This window comes from Sphingobacterium sp. B16(2022), assembly GCF_012030425.1.
Classification (GTDB): Bacteria; Bacteroidota; Bacteroidia; order Sphingobacteriales; family Sphingobacteriaceae; genus Sphingobacterium; species Sphingobacterium anhuiense.
Genome location: NZ_JAAUVN010000003.1, coordinates 317,431 through 338,689, shown reverse-complemented (window position 1 = coordinate 338,689; position 21,259 = coordinate 317,431). Strand labels below are relative to the sequence as shown.

Annotated in this window: 15 protein-coding genes and 1 riboswitch; of the genes, 9 read left to right on the top strand and 6 right to left on the bottom strand. The window is 35.1% G+C overall.

The genetic code is table 11. The features are described from left to right. Positions 1 to 23: 23 nt before the first annotated feature. Positions 24 to 2,900: a PD-(D/E)XK nuclease family protein gene (locus HCX49_RS16020; protein ID WP_132769325.1), complete on the bottom strand. Its 2,877-nt coding sequence runs from the start codon at positions 2,898 to 2,900 to the stop codon at positions 24 to 26. A gap of 3 nt (positions 2,901 to 2,903) precedes the next feature. After that, positions 2,904 to 6,275: a UvrD-helicase domain-containing protein gene (locus HCX49_RS16015; protein WP_132769323.1), complete on the bottom strand. Its 3,372-nt coding sequence runs from the start codon at positions 6,273 to 6,275 to the stop codon at positions 2,904 to 2,906. A gap of 348 nt (positions 6,276 to 6,623) precedes the next feature. Here HCX49_RS16015 and HCX49_RS16010 point away from each other — a divergent pair, with 348 nt between their 5' ends. From HCX49_RS16010 to HCX49_RS15995, 4 genes are all read left to right on the top strand, one after another. Next, complete coding sequence (locus tag HCX49_RS16010; RefSeq protein WP_021189406.1) at positions 6,624 to 7,145, top strand: 30S ribosomal protein S16; 522 nt, start codon at positions 6,624 to 6,626, stop codon at positions 7,143 to 7,145. Between the two features lie 133 nt (positions 7,146 to 7,278). Next, a complete protein-coding gene (rimM, locus tag HCX49_RS16005; protein WP_132769321.1) occupies positions 7,279 to 7,806 on the top strand; it encodes a ribosome maturation factor RimM in 528 nt (175 codons plus the stop codon). A gap of 166 nt (positions 7,807 to 7,972) precedes the next feature. Next, positions 7,973 to 8,078: riboswitch (SAM riboswitch) on the top strand. Positions 8,079 to 8,138: 60 nt separating this feature from the next. Then, entirely contained in the window at positions 8,139 to 9,095 is a 957-nt protein-coding gene (gene metF, locus HCX49_RS16000; RefSeq protein WP_132769319.1) for a methylenetetrahydrofolate reductase [NAD(P)H], read from the top strand. 166 nt (positions 9,096 to 9,261) lie between these two features. Then, on the top strand, positions 9,262 to 12,276 hold the full coding sequence (locus HCX49_RS15995; protein WP_132769317.1) for a protein O-mannosyl-transferase family: 3,015 nt from the start codon (positions 9,262 to 9,264) through the stop codon (positions 12,274 to 12,276). 50 nt (positions 12,277 to 12,326) lie between these two features. Here HCX49_RS15995 and HCX49_RS15990 read toward each other — a convergent pair whose 3' ends face one another. The 4 genes from HCX49_RS15990 to HCX49_RS15975 all read right to left on the bottom strand — a co-directional run bounded on the left by HCX49_RS15990 (position 12,327) and on the right by HCX49_RS15975 (position 16,801). Then, the gene (locus HCX49_RS15990) at positions 12,327 to 13,994 is read right to left on the bottom strand and encodes a glutamine--tRNA ligase/YqeY domain fusion protein (RefSeq protein ID WP_132769315.1); all 1,668 of its coding nucleotides are present in this window, start codon (positions 13,992 to 13,994) and stop codon (positions 12,327 to 12,329) included. 160 nt (positions 13,995 to 14,154) lie between these two features. After that, positions 14,155 to 14,799 (bottom strand): carbonic anhydrase, encoded by a 645-nt coding sequence (locus tag HCX49_RS15985; protein WP_021190157.1) that lies wholly within the window; start codon positions 14,797 to 14,799, stop codon positions 14,155 to 14,157. A 94-nt stretch (positions 14,800 to 14,893) separates the two neighbouring features. Then, complete coding sequence (locus HCX49_RS15980; protein WP_031288378.1) at positions 14,894 to 16,432, bottom strand: SulP family inorganic anion transporter; 1,539 nt, start codon at positions 16,430 to 16,432, stop codon at positions 14,894 to 14,896. Between the two features lie 99 nt (positions 16,433 to 16,531). Then, positions 16,532 to 16,801: a hypothetical protein gene (locus HCX49_RS15975; protein ID WP_031288376.1), complete on the bottom strand. Its 270-nt coding sequence runs from the start codon at positions 16,799 to 16,801 to the stop codon at positions 16,532 to 16,534. A 283-nt stretch (positions 16,802 to 17,084) separates the two neighbouring features. Between HCX49_RS15975 and HCX49_RS15970 the strand changes: the two genes are divergently transcribed. From HCX49_RS15970 to HCX49_RS15950, 5 genes are all read left to right on the top strand, one after another. Continuing rightward, the gene (locus HCX49_RS15970) at positions 17,085 to 18,626 is read left to right on the top strand and encodes a helicase HerA-like domain-containing protein (protein WP_168127623.1); all 1,542 of its coding nucleotides are present in this window, start codon (positions 17,085 to 17,087) and stop codon (positions 18,624 to 18,626) included. 55 nt (positions 18,627 to 18,681) lie between these two features. Further along, complete coding sequence (locus tag HCX49_RS15965) at positions 18,682 to 19,593, top strand: NDP-sugar synthase (RefSeq protein ID WP_132769311.1); 912 nt, start codon at positions 18,682 to 18,684, stop codon at positions 19,591 to 19,593. 104 nt (positions 19,594 to 19,697) lie between these two features. Further along, positions 19,698 to 20,378: a TIGR02117 family protein gene (locus HCX49_RS15960; protein WP_206368541.1), complete on the top strand. Its 681-nt coding sequence runs from the start codon at positions 19,698 to 19,700 to the stop codon at positions 20,376 to 20,378. 132 nt (positions 20,379 to 20,510) lie between these two features. After that, entirely contained in the window at positions 20,511 to 21,020 is a 510-nt protein-coding gene (locus tag HCX49_RS15955; RefSeq protein ID WP_168127622.1) for a hypothetical protein, read from the top strand. After that, positions 21,010 to 21,216 (top strand): helix-turn-helix transcriptional regulator, encoded by a 207-nt coding sequence (locus HCX49_RS15950; protein WP_021190153.1) that lies wholly within the window; start codon positions 21,010 to 21,012, stop codon positions 21,214 to 21,216. Before HCX49_RS15955 ends, HCX49_RS15950 begins: the two co-directional genes overlap by 11 nt. Positions 21,217 to 21,259 lie beyond the last annotated feature (43 nt).

The following is a 21,259-nucleotide window of genomic DNA, read 5'->3' as shown; positions in this document are numbered from 1 at the left end:
GAGCTCTTTTTATGATATTGCATTTATTCTTCGTCTTCTTCGTCGATAGCGTTTTTGTAAAATAAAGTATAAGGATCCGAATCGTATATTTTTGCTTTTGGATCATGTCTAAAAGGAATTTCTGGATTGAAGATCTCTTCCAAAGTAGCTTTTAGAAAGGAAATAAATTCTTTTTTCACTTCTGCAAGATATACTGTTTCTAACACTTCTGATTTGGCGTAAAATAAAGTTCCTTCTTCCCTCATTTTTCGAGCAACATACAGATTAGGTTCTATTCCGATACGTCCTGTTACCTGCTCATAGACATACGTATAAAATAAAGTTTGCACCAATGCTTTATTCTCCGTGTTTTTGATAAACACTTTATCCAATGACTTAAAATTGACTTCGTCCGCGCCTGTTTTATAATCAACAATACGTATTTTGACTGTTTTATCTTTTAATAGCACTTCGTCCACGCGGTCAATAATACCGTATATACGTACATTTTCCTCTTTCCCTTCAACCTCGATAGGTAAATCCATGATATAGTCTTCATCATTTTCCAATTCAATGATTTTGATGCCAATAAAGTGATCGATGTCATGTTGAACCAGTAATCTGACATATTCAGAAGAAATCTTATGCATGATCCGCTGAAGACTATTTAGCGAATTTAGTCCCGTGCCTTCCAATTGATATAATTCAATTATTTCGGCAATAATTAAAGCATCTACTGTCTGTAATGATTGCTCTAATTTTCCTATAGGTACAAATTTTGCTGCACCTTTGAATGGTAGATAGACTTTTTCCATCACGTTGTGAATAACAGTACCCAAATTGTTCATTTCAAATTCTTGCGAGATACTGGGAGGTTCTTTAATCTCAGCTACATATTTCAAGAAAAATTGTAGGGGAGATTGTAAATAAGTCGTGAGCGCGGTTGCAGAAATTTTTTTCTTATTAGTAATGAAATCCGAGCGCAATTTATCCCAAATTTTTCCTTTTTTGTCAATGATAACTTCATCTTGATCAGGTAAAAAGGTAATATTTTGCTGTTGATTATGTTTTAAAAAATTGAACTTGCTTTCAAACTCCAGCTGTTTGATAAAGCGGCTTTCCTCTCCAGATGAACTGTCGCTAACAATACCATTATAGAGCAGATGGATCTCGGTACTGTATTGAAAATGACGATAGAACAAATATGCGGAAAGCGCGTCCTGGTTCTCCAGAATTGGTAATCCATAAGCCTGTCTTAGTGAATTGGGGATGAATGTTGGAGAGCTAGATGTTTTAGGCAATATACCCTCATTTGCACCTAAAACATAAACGTGGTCAAAATTGAGACAACGACTTTCTAAAAGCCCCATGATCTGCAGTCCTTCAAGTGGATTACCCTCGATTGCCGAATTGATATTTGCAATTGCTTTACTGATTAGTCCAAATTGAAATGGTAGGCTTAGCGGTTGAAGCGATTCTAGGCCTAAATTAAGCTGGTTTAAAGTCTTTCTTACTTCAATCAATAAGTTGCTGTCAATCTGTTTTATTCGATCTTCCTGTGCTAGATTTTGCAGTAGATTATCAATGATATGAATCAATATAGCAATTGCTTCCTCTATCCTTACAATGGGGTGGAAGAAGTGTGCTAAACTTGAACTTTTGAAGGAAAGCTCTTTGATTTCTACTTCGAAAAGTTGTTTATCTGATATAAGCTTTTGAATGTCCAACTTTTCCTCTTTAGACACATTGGTCAATGGGTGATTGATAAATGTCTCAATCAGTGTGTATGGAATTTTATTTTTTTTCTGATGTGTGATGAGGTGTTGTACCTCCATCCACAATTCTATAATGCCGTAGATGGGAGATTGAGTCAAAGGAAAACCGGTGGTAATATTAGGTTTCACATCTGGAAGACTTTGTAATAGCGATACTAGTAAAGATTCATCTGCCAATAAGATAGCAGAAGATTTGCCTTCCTTTTCATTATTTACTAAAATATCATGCAATAATTTGGTTTGCGATACATTTCCGGTTGCGGAATAAAGGTTTACATCTGAATAGCGATTGCCAATAACATTTGAACTTTCACCTAATGCATTTTTCAATCCGCTTTCAAATATGTTACGACGAATAAATAATCCTGCCTCTTGTTGTTTGTCATCTAAATAGTAAGCATCTGCATCAAAATAGAATAATGCCAAACCTGCATCTTGCCACTTTTTGAATAAAGTAGCTTCTGCTTTGCTCAAAGCATTGAATCCGACAAAAATGATTTGTTTATACTGTTGGTGGAATGTTTGGTTTTTTGCTTTTCCATCCACAATATCACGGTAGATGGTCGGCATATTTGTCATTTTTTTAACTTTTAATTCTTCTTTAAACGACCGATATAGCACCGGAAGACGTCGCCATAACTTTAAAAATCGTTCTTGTACAGCAGTATGACCTGCTATGGAAAATGATTGCCAAAATTGACGGATAAAATCCTGCTGTTCTGCAGTGAAATGTTGAAACTGTAAATCAATTTGGGTATTGTCAAACAATTCCATAAAGATTTCGTCTATGTCAACAAGATCATAATCCAGCTGTGAAAAATCACTCAATATGGTTTCTGCTATTGGGTAAAACTCTTCTAAGGTCTCCGCTTCATGACCTTCCTTGGCGAGGAGTTCATTGTGTAAATGATAGAGAATAAAAAATTGTGCAATAGGTGTAGCCTCAGACAAGTTAGTGGACAGACGAAAAAATTCTTGAATGGTAAAAAATTGTGGTGACCAAATTGCTTGACCATATACCTCAGCTAGATGTTGTTTGAGGTACGTAATCGGTCTCTTATTATTGAATATTATAGCAGTTTCGTGTAGATCTTCTCCAAAACGATTTTTCAAATCGATAGCGACGTCTTTTAAAAATGGATTCATTTCTTAGTTTTTTGCTTGTATGATAACCTCTACTAAATCATTTGACTTGGCGTAAAATAAAAATCCTTTCACATTTTTATACCCCAATTCTTCCAAAGTTTTGACATATTGTTTGACTTGCTTCTGATGTGACAGCGCTTCGCTCTGTGTAAATTTAAAGTCTAATACGATTGTCTCTTCTTCACTTGTGAAAACTTTATCAGGACGTAATGTTTCTCCTTTAGCAGTAATAATAGCCGATTCATTCCAAATTTTGAAATTCCCAGTTAACCATTTATTAATCTGTTGGTGTTGCCAAATTTGGTTGACTTCATGTAAAATCGCTGACTTTTCTGAAGGTGTAAATATTCCTTCAGAAATATATTGATTTATAATACCATCAATTTCGTCTTCAGAAGTTATGATCGACATAATTTCGTGAGCCATTACACCATATTGGGACGCTTTATCCAATAGCAGGATACTGGTGATAGTGCGTTGTGATGATTTATCAAAGGCTTTATCCAATTCTTTTGAAATCGGGTATTGCTGTAAGGCAATTTTGCCAACTTCAATCTTAGTGCTTTTTTCTCTACGAATAACATGGTCGATATGCAATTCGTTGTCGGTAAGTGTAAAGGCTCCATTATTGCTGTCAAGCACTTGATAAACAATATCACTGATTAAATCATTTTTTACATCCATTCCCATTATCTCTCCCGTTTTTTTGTCAACGATTTGCTTAAAAGCAGGAGCCGATATATAAAGATGTTCTATTGCTCGGGTTGTCGCCACATAAAATGTATTCAGGGCATCCATATAATTGAAAACCATCTCTTCATAATATTTTTGATAGAGTGTTGATTGCCCTAAAGAAGAGGTATATTTTATGGGCGCCTTTCCAATAATTTCAAGAGCTGTACCTTCCGTATCTATCCAGAAGTTTCCGTTGGTCATACCATCTAGTGTCCAACTGCAGAAAGGAATCATAACGACATCGTAAGCTAAACCTTTAGATTTATGTACAGTGGTTACCTCAATGGCATCCACTTTGCCCGAAGAAGGAAGTACCGCCTTCACCCCATCTTCATCCCAAAAGGTTAAGAACTGGTTAATTCCGCGTTCCCCATTTGCAGAAAAATTAGCGATCATATCTTTGAATGCAAGAATATAAGGCAAATGTGGGTTGTGTAATGAGGTTAAACTATAAACTTCTATAAGTTTTTCAACGAGGTGAACTAAGGGTAATTTTTGCCAATTTTCCCAATTTTCAATCAGATCCTTAGGGAGGTCCTCATTTAAATTAAGAACATCATTTTCCTTAAATTTCAACCAGACTTCGGCATTGAAATTTTGCTCTTTTTGAATAATATGATACAGATGTGTGATTTTAGCTTTATATAAAATGTGCTTATCCGTATTAAAAACAAATGCTTTTAATGTTTCGATCAACAGCTGAATACCTTCGTTAGCCTCTAATGCCAGTGCGTCTCCAGAGATAACTTCAAAATGTAACTGTTTTTCATTTCTATAATTCATTAATTCGTGGATAATCAATCGCGCCTGTTTATTCGATCGTACAAGGATTCCGATTTGATTAGCTTGGTATCTGCCCGAAGTAATCCATTCTTCAATCTGTTCACATAAGGAAGATACAGTAAGATTTTCAACTTGTGAGTTTCTTCTCACGTTATTTTCTACATCAAAATATTTGATGGTAATAGAACCCTTTTGTGATTCATCTAAGACCTTTGCTTCTGGAACCTTTTGTGACGCACCATCGTAGGCTTTATTAATCATGTGGTCATATCCCATTTCCTGCCACCATGTTTGTCCTTCCGTAGTAAGATTAGTAGCAATATGTTCATTAAGTAACTGTTGGATATGATCAGGTACTGTCTCAAATAGGTAATTATTGAAATGAATAATATTTGGAAGACTTCTATAGTTTACATCCAGCGAGCCATTCTCAACAAGTTCCTGTAATTCCTGCTCGTTTGAAATATGAAAGGCATCTGCTACTTGTTTTTCAGCCTGTTCCAATAGTATTCGCCAATCTCCATTTCTCCAACGGTAGATACTTTGTTTAACATCACCAACGATTAAATGCTCGGATAATTCTCCCGATGCATTCCCAAGGGCATTAATCAATAAAGGACTGTAATTTTTCCACTGAATGCGGGAAGTGTCCTGAAACTCATCGAACAAGAAATACTGATAGCGATTTCCAATCTTTTCCCAAATAAAAGTAGGATCTCCATGTTGATCTAGCCCAAGCTTATTCAATTGGATCTGCGCATCGGAAATTAATTGTGCATTATTTTCCTTTCGCCATTGCGCTAACAAATCACTCATTTCTTTTAAAAGACGGAGGTAGTAGAAATTCTTTTGGAATGCCTCATATGTGATATAAGTACTTAATTTATCCTGTAATATTTTGAAATTTTTTAAGATAGGTAAAAGTGCCTGCTGTAGTCCGTAATTAACTTCTTTTTTGCCATCTAAAAATGCATCTTCCTTATCTAGGAGCTCTACATATTTACCAATGATCTCCTGTAGTTTAGAAGTACTTTGTTTGAATACGTTGTTCTTTGAATTAGAAAGCGAGTAAATCGGATTTCTACTTTTTCCTTTTAAGTCAGCAGAATCCATATTTAATGCCTTAAAAGTATTTGCAAAACTTTTTATTTCCTCATGAACTGCTTCTAGGAATATTTTTGTAAAGTTTTCAATTTCTTTATTTAAGGTATTGAACACTTTATCCGAATCTTGCGATAGGAGGTGTTTGTCAAACTCTTTAAAGTTTTCAGAAAATATCTCATTCGCTAGATTGGTTAATTCACGACGATAGTTCCAGTTTTCATTATTTAAAATTTTCTTTTCCGCATATTCAATAATCCATTCCAATAAATCAGGGCGTTGATCCAGAAGTTGATTTAACATGACAGTAAGGTCCTGCCGCACCTTACTTGTATTCATTTCAATCTTGTAAGCAGCATCTAAATTGAGTTCGTAAGTAAAGCTTCGAATCACTTTTTGCGAAAAACCATCAATGGTACTGATGGTAAAATGGCTATAATCATGTAAGATTTTACGATAAACACGATGTGCTTTTTCTTGAATTGAAGTCGTACTCCAATATGGAAATTGGGTCAACAATAAACGTCTATAATCATCGATTTTTCGGCTTTTGTCACCTTGTGCTAATCCTTTTAGAACAGATAAGATCCTTTCCTTCATCTCAGCGGTCGCCTTATTAGTAAAAGTGACGGCCAATATTTCACGATAACTGTTTTCTTTTGAAAGTAATAAAGTCAGGTAATGGACAGTTAAGCTGAATGTTTTGCCTGAACCAGCTGAGGCTTTTAATATTTTTAATGGCGCTATCGATGACATGAATTCAATTTGATTTGGAAGGATGAAAATACGCTTATTAATTTGAATAGACAAAATTGCTAATGCGTACGGAACCTTTAGAAATAAGGCAAAATTACAAATTAATTCCCTATATAAATTTGTATCATCCAGATGGCATCTATGATTTGTTTCGTTGTAAGACTAAGACGGTGTGCATGAAATAATTTGGCCATAATGGTATATAATGACGCTTATTTGTCATCTTTCTTATTCTGTGGAAGTTGACTTCTATTTTTAGTTTTTAACTTCCAATAATCCTTTGTATCTTTGCGTCCCCTCTTGCATGTAGCACGGGGGATATGTTGAATACATAAATAACACAAAAACATGGCAACTAAAATCAGATTGCAAAGACATGGTAAAAAAGGACGTCCTTTTTACCACCTAGTAGTAGCAGATGCACGTGCTCCACGTGATGGTAAATTCATCGAACGTATTGGTTCTTACAACCCGAACACAAATCCAGCGACTATCGTTTTGGATTTTGACAAAGCTTTGGATTGGATGAATAATGGTGCACAACCTACTGACACAGCTCGTACTATCCTTTCGGATAAAGGTGTTTTATACAAAAAACACTTATTAGGCGGTGTTAAAAAAGGTGCATTTGATGAAGCAGCTGCTGAAGCTAAATTTGTAGCTTGGACTGAAGCTAATGATGCAAGAACTGCTGGTAAAAAAGACGGTTTAGCAACTACTAAAGCTGAAGCTAAGAAAATTGCATTAGCTGCTGAAGCTAAGAAAAAAGAAGAAAAAGCTGCTGCTATTGCCGCTAAAAATGCGCCAGTTGTAGAAGAAACTCCTGCTGAAGAAACTGAAGCTCCTGCTGCAGAAGAAACTGAAGGTTAATTTTTCTTTCATACAGTATCAAGAAAGCCGGTTCAATTTTGATCCGGCTTTTTTTTAAGAATGTAGTTGCTATACCTACGAAGTACTGTATTTATATATTTATATTTTTAAATTTGCACTTTCAAATTAGAACATGACCATAGAAGAAAGTTTTTACATCGGTTATATTAGCAAAACACGTGGATTAAAAGGTGAGCTTCAGCTTTTTTTTGAATTTGAAGATTATCAAGATTTAGACTTTGATGTTTTATTTGCTGAAGTGAATAAAAAATTAGTGCCTTACTTTGTCGACAATATCAAATACCAATCAAATAGTACAGCCTATTTAAATTTAGAAGACGTCGATCATATTGATAAAGCACAACCTTTAGTGCGTAAGAAAATATACCTTCCAAATGATAAAATGCCAGAGCGTGATCCTGATGATTTTAGATATACGGATTTAATTGGATACTTGGTGATTGATGAAGTTCATGGAGAATTAGGAGAGATTAAACATGTACAGGAAATGCCTCAGCAATTTATAGCAACAGTAGACTTTAATGGAAAAGAATTGATGTTCCCATTAAATGACGATCTTATGCTAGGAATTGATTCAGAGGATAAAGTTTTAGAGGTTGATTTACCAGATGGATTGGTTGAGCTATATAAGGAGATTTAAAGTCTTCACGATATACAGATTAATAAAAAGGAGTTACTGTAGTTATATGCAGTAACTCTTTTTTATTTAAAGAAATCCATTTTAATAAACGTTTTATTGGGGCATTTTTTTAGGCATGACCTTAATATTATTTTGATTATAAATTTCTATTGCCGATATTAGCCGATGCTTATAGAGAAAGGCCGAGGGAATAGACCCAATGAAGCCTTAGCAACCTGTTATTTTATAAGGTGCTACATTCTACCCCAACTCAGAGCTGGGAAAGATAAGTTGAAACAAGTCCACTTGTGCATTTCGATGTAAGCCAACCAAAATCACTTTAAAAAATATTAATGAAAATCGTTGATCATATCAGTAATGCCAAAGGAAAAACTTTGTTTTCTTTTGAACTGTTGCCACCAGCTAAGGGGCAAGGTATCCAAAGTATTTTTAAAACAATGGATGCACTTATGGAATTCAAGCCTCCCTTTATCGATGTGACTTATCATAGAGAAGACTACATGTATAAGAAGCACGAGAGCGGTTTATTAGAACGTGTGGCTTATCGTAAACGTCCAGGGACTGTTGCAATTTGTGCCGCTATTATGAATAAGTATAAAGTGGATGCTGTACCACATCTTATCTGTGGTGGTTTCACAAAAGAGGAAACTGAAAATGCTTTGATAGATTTGAACTTCTTGGGTATTGACAATGTGCTCGTATTGAGAGGTGATGCAAGAAAAGGCGATCCTGATTTCATACCAACAGAAGGTGGTCATGCATTTGCAACAGATCTTTTACAGCAGGTTGCCGATATGAACCAAGGACAGTACTTACATGAGGATATTGCGATTTCAGAAAAGACCAACTTTTGTATTGGCGTTGCAGGATATCCTGAAAAACACTTCGAAGCGCCAAATTTTAATACCGATTTTAAATGGTTAAAAAAGAAGGTTGAGATGGGGGCTGAGTTTATTGTTACACAAATGTTCTTTAATGTTGAAAAATATAAAGAGTTTGTCAATAAGTGCAGGGAAAATGATATTCATATTCCAATTATACCAGGTTTAAAACCATTGACAACAAAAAAACAACTGATTACGCTTCCGAAAATTTTTCATTTGGATATTCCAGAGGAATTGAGTGAAGCAGTATCCGGATGTAAAAATAATGCAGACGTGAGACAAGTCGGAGAAGAGTGGTTGGTACAACAATGTAAAGAATTAATTGACTTTGGTGCGCCAGTTTTACATTTTTATACCATGAGTAATCCTGGACCGACTAAAAGTATTGTAGAAAAGTTATTCTAAGACTTATATCGTATAAAAAAGCCTGCTATCACATTATAGCAGGCTTTTTTATGCGTTTCGATTTTTGTTAAAAAAAGTTAATCACCCTCAAATGAAATCTCTTTTTATTATATTTAATTGAAAATTAATTTGATTTATCAAATAATCAATTAAACCTGAATCATTCATGGATTATAAGAAAGTAAACAACGTGTTAGGTTGGCTATGTGCCATCATAGCAACATCCGTTTTCATTATCACAGCAGAGCGAACAACAAGTTGGTGGGATACTGGTGAATTTATTGCATCAGCATATAAACTTCAGATTGTTCATCAGCCTGGAGCACCTTTGTTTCTAATGTTGCAGAATATATTTTCAAATTTTGCTTTAGGAAATTTAGCTCAGATTGCATTTTGGATGAATGTGGGTTCTGCTATATGCAGTGGTTTGACAGTTATGTTTTTGTTTTGGACCATAACAGCATTAGCAAGAAAAATTATCCAATCTGATCATCAATCCAATGATAAAAATCATCTGATTAAAATAATGGGAGCAGGCATGGTGGGAGCTTTAGCTTACAGTTTCTCCGATACATTCTGGTATTCAGCAGTAGAATCTGAAGTTTATGCGATGTCATCCTTATGTACAGCAGTCGTATTCTGGGCAATTCTAAAATGGGAAGCCCGTGCAAATAAACCGCATGCAGATCGTTGGCTTATTGTCATCGCTTATATTATTGGACTTTCAATAGGAGTTCATTTATTGAATCTATTAGTTATTCCAGCGATAGCACTTATTATTTATTTTAAGAAAACTGATCGTACAACGTTTTGGGGAATTAGTAAAGCATTGTTTATTGGACTAGGAATATTGGCCATTATTCTGTGGGGAATAATCCAGTACCTTATTAAATTTGCTGCCAAGTTTGATTTGTTTTTTGTCAATACACTTGGATTAGGATTTGGCTCGGGCATATTCGTTTTTATCATAATGATCTTATCGGCATTAGTTTATGGCATATATTACTCCATAAGAAAAGGAAAAGTTATTTTGAATACAGCGATTTTGGCAACTTGTTTTATTTTATTAGGATATAGCTCTTTCACTATGGTATTGCTAAGGGCTAATGCTAACCCTTCCTTAAATAATAATGATCCTGAAAACGTATTTTCTTTCTTGGGTTATTTAAGTAGAGAACAGTATGAATCAGAGCCACTCATAAAAGGGCAATATTTTGATGCAAATCCCATAGGTATCAATGAACGTATTGATTATAGAAAAGACAACCACCAGTATACTTCAATAAAAAGAGCCGCAAGTTATCAATTTGATAGAGAAACCATTTTCCCAAGGATTTACAGTCAAAAACCCTATCATCAATATTTTTATAAAGGTTATTTAGGTATTGAAGAAGGAAGAAAAGCAAATTTTGCTGACAACTTGAAATTCTTCTTTAACTATCAAGTGGGGCATATGTATGCACGTTATTTCCTGTGGAACTTTGTTGGAAGGCAAAATGATCAGCAGGGACACGGTTCTTTAACAGAAGGAAATTGGTTATCAGGGATTAAGGCTATCGACAATTTACATGTAGGTGGACAATCTAAATTATCGGATGAAATGATCCATAATCCATCTCGGAATACCTATTTTTTCCTTCCGCTAATAATTGGATTCGCAGGTGCACTATGGCATTTTAAACGTAACAAGAAAGATGCAACTGTTGTTAGTCTCTTATTTATGTTTACAGGATTGGCCATCGTTATCTATTTAAATCAATCTCCTTTGCAACCACGTGAACGTGATTATGCTTATGCAGGATCATTTTATGCTTTCGCAATCTGGATTGGATTAGGTGTATTTGCTATTTCTGAATTTTTTAAAAAATATATTAATGAAAGAAATGCAAATCTGCTTGCTACATCATTATGTCTCATAGCTGGCCCATTGATTCTTATTAGTCAAAATTGGGATGATCATAATCGATCGGAGAAATCGTTAGCTCGGGATATGGCGAAAAATTATTTAGAAACCTGTGCTCCCAATGCGATCCTGTTTACTTACGGTGATCATGATACTTTTCCGCTATGGTATTTACAAGAAGTAGAAGGTGTTCGGCGGGATGTTAGAATAGTGGTGATCAGTTATTTGACTTCTGACTGGTATTTCCGCCAGGTGAAAAATGGTACCTATCAGGCCGCAGGATTGCCGATCACGATACCGAATGAAAAGGTGGCAAAAGGCCTTCGAGAATCTTTGCCTTACCATGATCTGAATTTAGCAGGATCTACAGATATAAACTTGTTGTTGGATTTTTTATTATCAGATAGTAATGATAACAAACTTCAAATGAGAGACGGACAATATGAAAACTTTCTGCCAACAAAAAGCTTGAAGCTTGCCGTGAATAAGGAAGATGTCATTAGAAATAAAGTCGTACCTCAAGAATGGGAAAGTGAGATCCCAAAACAAATGGAGTGGACTTTTGGTAATGATTACGTCACCCGCGCAGATCTAGGCTTGATGTCTGTTCTTGTGAATAATAATTGGAAAAGACCAATTTATTTTTCAGGAATGGTACCCGCTGAAAGTTTGATGGGATTGGATAAATACATGGTTAATGAAGGGTTTGCCAAACGGTTGATGCCTATAGAAGCAAAGCTTGAAAAAGGGGAGTCTCTAATTAATGTCGATAAATTATATAAAAATATTGTTGATAAATACGCTTGGGGAAACATACATCAAGCAACTTACCTTGATACGGATTCCTTCCGTTTTGCAGGTATGTATGCAGAGGAGATTTTCGGGAAAGCAGCGCGAACCCTATTGGCAAAAGGGGAGACCGAAAAAGCAAGACAAGTGGCAGTAAAAGCATTTAATGAATTACCCCAAAGACTATATAGCATGTCTGATGTGACGAGTTATGGGGATGTTATTGATACGCTTTATAAAACTGGAGAAATAAAATTTGCAAACCAGCTGGTTGATCGTAATATGAAATTTTTAACAGAGCATATGGATTATTATCAACAACTAGCTATTGACAAACCTGAAAACGGGTTGGAAGTTCAAAATATAAGGATGGCTCTTGACTCGGTCGATCTATATGAACGTATACTTTCTAATACAAAAGAAAAGGACCGATATGCATATATTGCTGAGCTGAGCAATAAATATAAAAAGATGTATCTATCAGAATGATATATTAAAAAAAGGGAAGCAGCTGCTTCCCTTTTTTGTTAATATTAATATTATCCTTTTTTAACTTCCTTGGCCCAAGAGTCTTTTAGTCCGACCGTACGGTTGAAAACCAAGTGATCTGGTTTAGAAGATGTATCTAAAGTGAAATACCCTAAACGGATAAACTGATAACCTTTTCCAGGGATTGCATTTAACAAATCAGGTTCAATAAATGCTTTGCTGATTTTTAAACTATCTGGATTAATCGATTCTTTGAAGTTTTCTGAAGCAGCAGGATTCTCGTCGTTAAATAAACGATCGTACAATCTGATTTCTGTTTCTTTAGCATGTGGCACAGAAACCCAGTGAATAGTTCCTTTAACTTTCATTCCTGAAGTATCTTCGCCAGATTTTGAATTGGGCACATAAGTACAGTGTACTTCTGTTACTTGACCATTTGCATCTTTAACGAAATCATGACAGGTTACTATATATGCATTTTTTAGACGCACAGAAAGGCCAGGACCTAAACGGAAAAATTTCTTTGGAGCATCTTCCATAAAGTCATCACGTTCAATCCATAATTCATTTGAAAAAGGAATCATACGAGAACCTTCACCACCCTCAACTTCTGGGTTGTTTTCACCATGTAGTTCTTCAATGTGGTCAGAAGGAAGGTTTGTGATCACTAATTTAATAGGGTCTAGCACAGCCATTCTTCTCCATGCTGTTTTATTCAGATCCTCACGAATACAGAATTCCAACAGACTCACATCAATCATATTTTCGCGTTTAGCGACGCCGATCTTATCACAGAAAGTACGGATACTTGCTGGAGTATAACCTCTTCTGCGTAAACCTGAAATAGTAGGCATACGTGGATCATCCCAACTTTCTACAAATTTATCATTTACCAATTGTAAAAGCTTACGCTTACTCATAACGGTGTAGGTCATGTTTAAACGTGCAAATTCATATTGCTTTGAAGGATAGATTTCTAGTTTTTCAATACACCAGTCGTACAATGCACGATGTGGAATAAATTCTAACGTACAGATAGAATGTGTGATTTTTTCGATAGAATCGGATTGTCCATGTGCAAAATCGTACATGGGATAAATACACCATTTATTTCCAGTTCGGTGGTGATGCGCGTGTTTGATGCGGTATAACAACGGATCACGTAAGTGCATATTTGGATTTGCAAGATCTATCTTAGCACGTAACACTTTTTCACCATCTTGGTATTTACCATCTTTCATTTCTTGAAAAAGAACCAAATTCTCTTCAATGCTACGACTGCGATTAGGAGTTGGAACTCCAGGTTCAGTTGGCGTACCTTTGGCTGCTGCAATTTCTTCGGCAGTACTATCATCTACATAAGCCAAATCTTTTTTGATGAGGTCTACAGCATATTGATAAAGGGTGTCAAAATAATCAGAAGTATATAATTCCTGTGCCCAGTTGAAGCCAAGCCATTGAATGTCGTTTTTAATACTTTCAACGTACTCCGTATCTTCTGTCACGGGGTTAGTATCGTCAAAACGTAAGTTGGTCTGGCCATTGTATTTTTGCCCTAAACCGAAGTTTAGGCAAATAGATTTTGCATGACCGATGTGAAGATAGCCGTTAGGCTCGGGAGGGAAACGTGTCAATACACGCCCATCATGGGTCCCATTACGAAGATCTGCTTCGATAATTTCTTCAATAAAATTTAATGATTTCTCCTCGTTTATCATAATACAAAGTTAAGTATTACTTCGAATTATCCGTAGTAGTTCTTACATTTTAAAGTAAGTTGTTTCGAAAGAAAAATGAGTGAGTTGTAACGGAGAGAAGAGATGCTGTAAAGAACTGTTTTTAATAGTAAAAGGATCGGTTGCCCGATCCTTTTATATGCTATCTATAAGAGAATACATCTCCAAGATCTTCGTTACTCGTGAACGTACAATCAAGATCTGTTAATTCACCTGTTCCAATGTTGATGACCATTCCATGAACAGCTAGATCGTTTCTGTCTTTCCAAGCATTTTGGATAATAGAAGTTGTACATAAGTTAAATACCTGTTCTTGCACATTTAACTCAATTAAACGATCAACTTTTTTATCATGTTCATCAATTGCATCTATTTCTGCTGCATGTAAACGATAAACATCTTTGATGTGACATAACCAGTTATCAATAATTCCAAATTGATTACGGCTTAATGATGCCGCTACACCACCACAGCCATAGTGACCAGCAATAATAATCTGCTTTACTTTCAATACATTTACAGCATAATCGAGTACTGATAACATGCTCATGTCCGAATGCACACACATGTTTGCGATATTACGGTGTACAAATACTTCTCCAGGTTTAGTACCTGTGATTTCATTTGCAGGAACACGACTATCAGCGCAACCAATCCATAAAATTTCTGGATTTTGACCTTTTGCTAATTGTTGAAAACGACCAGTCGTATCATTCTTAACAAAGTCCATCCACTCACGATTTCCTTGTAAAATTTTTTTAAATCCTATTTCTAAATCTTTTTCCATTTTATATATATATTAATACAGTTCATTCAGTCATGTGCTGTATGTTTTATCCCTTATAGGATACAAATCTCGTTAATTAATTGTTTTTATTTTATTATTTTTTCTTGTATTCAATATCTGTCAATTCAATGCGCTTTCCTTTGGTCAGGGCATTCTGTTCAAAATCTTTAATGACCTCGATAACATCTTTATCAATGAATTTACTACCTGTACCGTTAATAACAATAAGGCCAACAGATTTTGGAAGACTATAAAGCTTTTGTTGAATAGGAGCTTTGTTTAAAAAAGATACTTCTTCCGCTAAAGTGATTACAGCTTTGTCGTAATCATTTTGTTTGACGATATCAAATTTGAAAGCATTCTGCATATTAGCTTTTAAAATATAAAAAGTGGCTACCACAAGACCAATACCTACACCCATTAATAAGTCTGTAAATACAATTGCCACAATTGTTGCAAAGAAAGGAATAAACTGGTCAAGTCCTTTTTTATACATAGATGTAAATAAAGCTGGTTTCGCTAGCTTATAGCCAGTTTGCAATAAAATAGCAGCTAAACAAGATAGTGGGATAAAATTTAATACGTTAGGTATGATCAGAATCGCTAGTAATAACCACATACCATGAAGTAAGGCAGATTGTCTTGTTCTTCCTCCAGCATTTACATTCGCTGATGAACGTACAATAACTGACGTCATTGGTAAACCACCCAATAGACCACTTGTTATGTTACCAACTCCTTGTGCAATCAGTTCCCGATTGGTCGGCGTATTTCTTTTAAATGGATCAATTTTATCGACCGCTTCAATACTCAATAGTGTTTCTAAACTGGCAATGATCGCAATGGTGAAAGCGACAATCCAAACTTCTTTATTGATGATCTGTGTAAAATCGGGAAGCGTAAACAGCCCTGTAAATTCTGCAAAGGAATTAACAATCGGTACAAGTACAAACTGTGACTCTGCTAATTGAAATGCTGTTCCATTAAAGGCAAATGATAATCCGATACCTAAAGCCACTACGATTAGTGGAGCAGGAATGCTTTTCAATTTCGGTATGCTTGGCCAATAAATTAAAACAATCAGTGATAAGATGCAGATAATCAAAGCCCCAGGGCCAATTGAAGATACCAAAGTGTCTGTAAATGCGCCAATTCCATGGCCGTTATCAAGCTCAAAAGCATGTGTTTCCAACATACCAAGTGCCAAAGGAATTTGCTTTAATATAATGGTAATCCCAATGGCAGCAAGCATTCCAACAATAACCGAGGATGGGAAATAATTACCAATCATTCCCGCCTTTACAATACCTAGAATCAACTGAAGTATTCCAGCAATAACTACGGCTAATAAAAACGTTTCATAAGCTCCAAGACTCTGAATGGCTCCTAAAACGATAACTGTAAGACCAGCTGCAGGACCACTGACGCTTAAAGGTGATTTACTGATAGAAGAAACGACTACACCGCCAATTACTCCAGTTAACAATCCTGCAAACAATGGCGCACCAGAAGCCATTGCAATACCCAAACATAGTGGAAGTGCTACTAAAAACACCACAACACTAGCGGGTACATCATATTTTAAGTCTCTTTTCGATAGTTTCAGAAAAGCAGACATACGAGTTCCAAACATTAGTTTTTGTCTAAAATTTTACCTGTTTTTTTTATATAAGATTTTCCTTTAGTCAGATCTGACCAAAGTTGAGGTCATGCCAAAGCATGTACAGGAAGCCTAGCAGTTAGGAGGCGGCGTAGGAACAGATGGGTGGAATGCACGAATACTTTTTTCATTTTTCAAGTAGTGCTTTTGTTTTCCGTGGTTATCAGTTATGATCGCTAGAAAGTAAGATTCTTCAGTTTTGGCATTAAAAAACTTTGATCCGGACTCATTATGATCACTATGTGCTCCATTGTTGTTCTCAATTTCTAATTGAAGCACAATTTGAAGAATGGTATTTTGATCTAATAAAGATGAAAATATAGGTGTTATTGATATGCTCATCTTTGTGAAAAAGATTAAAGCACATAATAAAGCGGCTATATTTCTAATTTTTTTATTAAACATCTTTCTTCAAAACTGTATCTGTCCCCTATTTAGAGTATGTAAAAATACATTTTTCATGTTAAAAAATTGTGAAATTTTTTAAAAAAAATCCATGCTGACAAAAAAATTACAAAGACTCAATATTTCGTTCTATCTTTAATAGAGGAAATATAACATGTAAAAAGTGAAGAGATTTCTCAAGCGTTAACTGTTTGGGTTTTAAAAATTAGCAAATTAAGTAATGGAAGATCAAACACTATTTATTGAAAAAGTAAAAGCATCATACAATCCAAAGGGAGCCTATATATATTTAGGTGCAGGTATTTTGGACGGTAATATTTTATCAGAGGCTAAAGTTAACCTGGCTTTAAAAATGATGAATCGACATGGCTTAATTGCAGGAGCAACCGGAACTGGGAAAACACGTACTTTGCAGTTAATTGCAGAACAGTTGTCTGATGCAGGAGTTCCCGTGTTTATGCTAGATGTTAAGGGAGATTTATCGGGCTTAGCTGTTGAAGGACAAACCAATCAAGCGCTTATAGATCGTGGAGATGCTGTGGGCGTTCCGTTTGTACCAGCGAGTTTTCCCATCGAATTATTTTCTTTGACAGGTAATAAAGGAACAACAATGCGGATAAAAGTATCTGATGTTGGTCCTATTCTTTTGTCCCGTATTTTAGAACTGAATGATACACAAACTGGAGTGTTAGCTGCAATCTTTAAATATGCACAAGATCATAATATGCCTTTGGTTGATTTTAATGATGTTAAAAAGTTACTGAGTTACCTCGCCGATGGTCCAGGAAGTGAGGAGATTAAAGATGATTATGGTAAAATAAGTACATCGAGTTCCGGAACTATTTTACGTAAGATAGTTGCTATAGAACAACAGGGTGTTGCTCATATATTTGGAGAGAAGGAATTTGATATCGAAGATTTATTTCAAAAAGTAGATGGCAGAGGTGTCATTAGTTTATTGAATATTTCGGATGTTCAGGATCAACCCGTGTTATTTTCAACATTTCTATTAAGTATATTAGCCCAGTTGTTTAAAAATTTACCTGAAGTAGGCGATTTGGATAAACCAAAGTTGGTATTTTTCTTTGATGAAGCTCATCTACTATTTAAAGATGCTTCTAAAGCATTTCTGACGCAGGTAGAGCAGATCGTTAGATTGATTCGATCAAAAGGTATAGGCGTATTCTTTTGTACTCAGTCACCAACAGATATTCCCGAGTCTGTGTTGGCACAGTTGGGGAATCGCGTACAGCATGCTTTACGTGCTTTTACTCCGAATGATGCTGAGAATTTAAGAAAAACTGTCAAAACATATCCTAAATCAGATTTTTATGCAATCGATCAAATATTAACATCCTTAGGAACAGGGCAGGCACTCATTACAGTGCTGAATGATAAAGGAATTCCTACAGAAGTTGTTTCCACACATCTGGTACCAGCAAGAGCTGTCATGGGACCTGCAGATGCAACAACTTACGATCAGCTTGTCAAACAATCTGATTTGTATTTGAAATATCAACAACGTGAGGAAAATCGCTCTGCAGCTGAGATTGTTGATGAAAGAATGAAAGTGGCAAATGATCAGCAGATACAGCAAGATCGAGAAAAAGAAGAGGCTAAGCTTGCTAAGAGCAGTTCGAGAAGACAAACACCACTAGAAGCCGCTCAGAAAACAGCGACGACCACACTTGCAAGAGAAGGGGTAAAGTTGTTGGGGAAACTGGCAAGTGGTTTGTTAACAGCATTCTTTAAGAAAAAGTAATCTAATATTTATATATTTGCACAAATTTAAACTAGAAACGACCTAGAAATTGGATATGAGTAAACCAACTTTATTAATTTTGGCAGCAGGTATGGCTAGCCGTTACGGATCATTGAAACAGATTGATGCTTTTGGGCCTCACGGCGAAACTATTATTGATTATTCTATCTATGATGCTATTAATGCTGGATTTGGCAAAGTAGTATTTATAATTCGTGAAGAATTTTTAGATAAAATGAAAGAAGTCTTTGACGAAAAGTTAAAAGGAAAAATCGAAGTAGATTACGCTTTCCAAGATTTTGATTTAAAGAAGTATGGTATTGACCGTGAAATAGAGCGTGCTAAACCTTGGGGTACTGCACACGCTGTAATGAGTGCAAAAAATCACGTTGATGGACCTTTCTGTGTGATTAATGCAGATGATTTTTACGGTACGGATTCTTACGAAAAAATGGCTAAGTTCTTAACAACTGAAGTATCAGATGACCAAATGGCTTTGATGGGATTTCAAGTTGGTAATACGTTATCCGATTATGGTTATGTATCTAGAGGGGTATGTGTAGTAAGTCCTTCAGGACATATGGAAAGTGTTACGGAACGTACTAAGATATACTATAAAGAAATTGAAGGCGAGAAAAAAATAGTTTTCGAAGAAGGTGATGTAATAACAGAGTTGGATCCGGAAAGTCGTGTATCTATGAATTTCTGGGGCTTTACTCCAAAAGTATTTGAAGTGGCTGAAGGCATGTTTAGAGATTTTGTTGAGAAAAATTCGGAAGATCCTAAATCTGAATTCTTCATTCCTTCTGTAGCAGATTATTTCGTGCAAACAAAGCAAGCAGATTTTAAAGTTATCCCGACCTCATCAAAATGGTTCGGTGTTACCTATAAAGAAGATAAGGAAATTGTGCAGGCATCAATCCTAAAATTGATTGCAGATGGTGCATATCCAGAAAAAATATTTTAAAATATTATCGTAGTATTTTCTAAACCCGCAATATTTGTTGCGGGTTTTTTTTATGTTTGAGTATTAGAAGGTATTATCATTCTAAGATCAAGTCCATTATAAACATGAAAAAAATATTAAAAGTGCTATTATATATTCTTATCACACTCATTCTAATTGTATTTATTTATTGGTTGTCAGAACGTGTCTTATCGCGAATAAGTGCACATAGAGAAAATTCTGCTCTACCGAAAGATATAACGTTGTATATTATGTCAAATGGTGTGCATACAGATCTAGTATTCCCCGTTAAAAATAATCTGATGGATTGGACACATCTATTTCCATTAAGTAATAATAAGGGAAAAGATACCACATATACTTACATGGGAATAGGATGGGGAGATAAGGGCTTTTATTTAAATACCCCAGAATGGAAAGATCTAAAAGCTTCGACAGCATTTGTAGCAGCAACTGGCATTGGTGAAACGGCACTACATATTACCTATCATAAATCAGTGGAGGAGAATGAGCTCTGTTACAAGTATATGATTGATACAGTACAATATCAAATCCTTATTGATTTTGTGAAATCATCGTTGGAATATGATGCTGAAAATAAGCCAATTGTAATTAATACTAATGCACAGTATGGTGATTCGGATGCTTTTTATGAAGCCAAAGGATCTTACAGCATGTTTTACTCATGCAATACTTGGACGAACGAGGCTCTTAAAAAGGCGAATATGCCAGCGGGTATATGGGCAACATTAGATAAAGGAATATTAAGCCATTACAAAAAATAGCACTCCAGTATTCATCACAATAAAAGACATAATAGATTGACAAGTATTTTTTACATTTTGTAAAAAACACTTGTCAATATGTATGATTAGTTTTACATTTGTCGTACTAACAATATAAAACTTAAAATCATTATGAAAAAAATTCCTTTATTACCCCGGTACTTCCGGTGGATTGGATTAGGATTAGTCCTCATGTTTTTAATCCCAACGGCATTATATATGCTAAAAGAAAATAGTATTTTAATTACTAATTATCCAAGAATAAAAGGGGTAGAGATTATGCCTTTCGAATTATCTTTTTCTACTTTTGCAGTTTTGGGAGGAAATGATGGCCCTTTTGAAATTATTAATACAGAAATGTCACTAACATTACAGCTTTTATCGATCTTTTTAGGGTTGAGTTTTATTGCATTTACGAAGTATAAGTATGAGGATGAAATGATTAATTCTATTCGTCTTTATTCTAGGTCCTGGTCTATTATTTCTTTTGCTATTTTCAATGTATTATTAATTGCATTTGTTTATGCTAGTTGGTATATAAGCCTGGCATTTTTAAGTCCAAATATTATATTATTGCTTTATATTATTATTTTTCGGTTCCAGGTTTTTAAAATGAATAGGAGGTTAGCGCATGAAGAATAATATTAAAATCAATCGACTGATGAAAGATTATTCACAAGAACAGTTAGCAAATAAAGTCGGAGTAAGTAGACAGACAATCAATGCCTTGGAAGCTGCGAAATATGTTCCTTCAACTGTATTGGCACTTAAGTTATCAAGAGTATTGGATAAAAGTATAGAAGAATTATTCCAATTGGAAGATTCAGACTTGGTCTAATAATAAAAAAGCTCGAAGATTCATCTTCGAGCTTTTTATTATT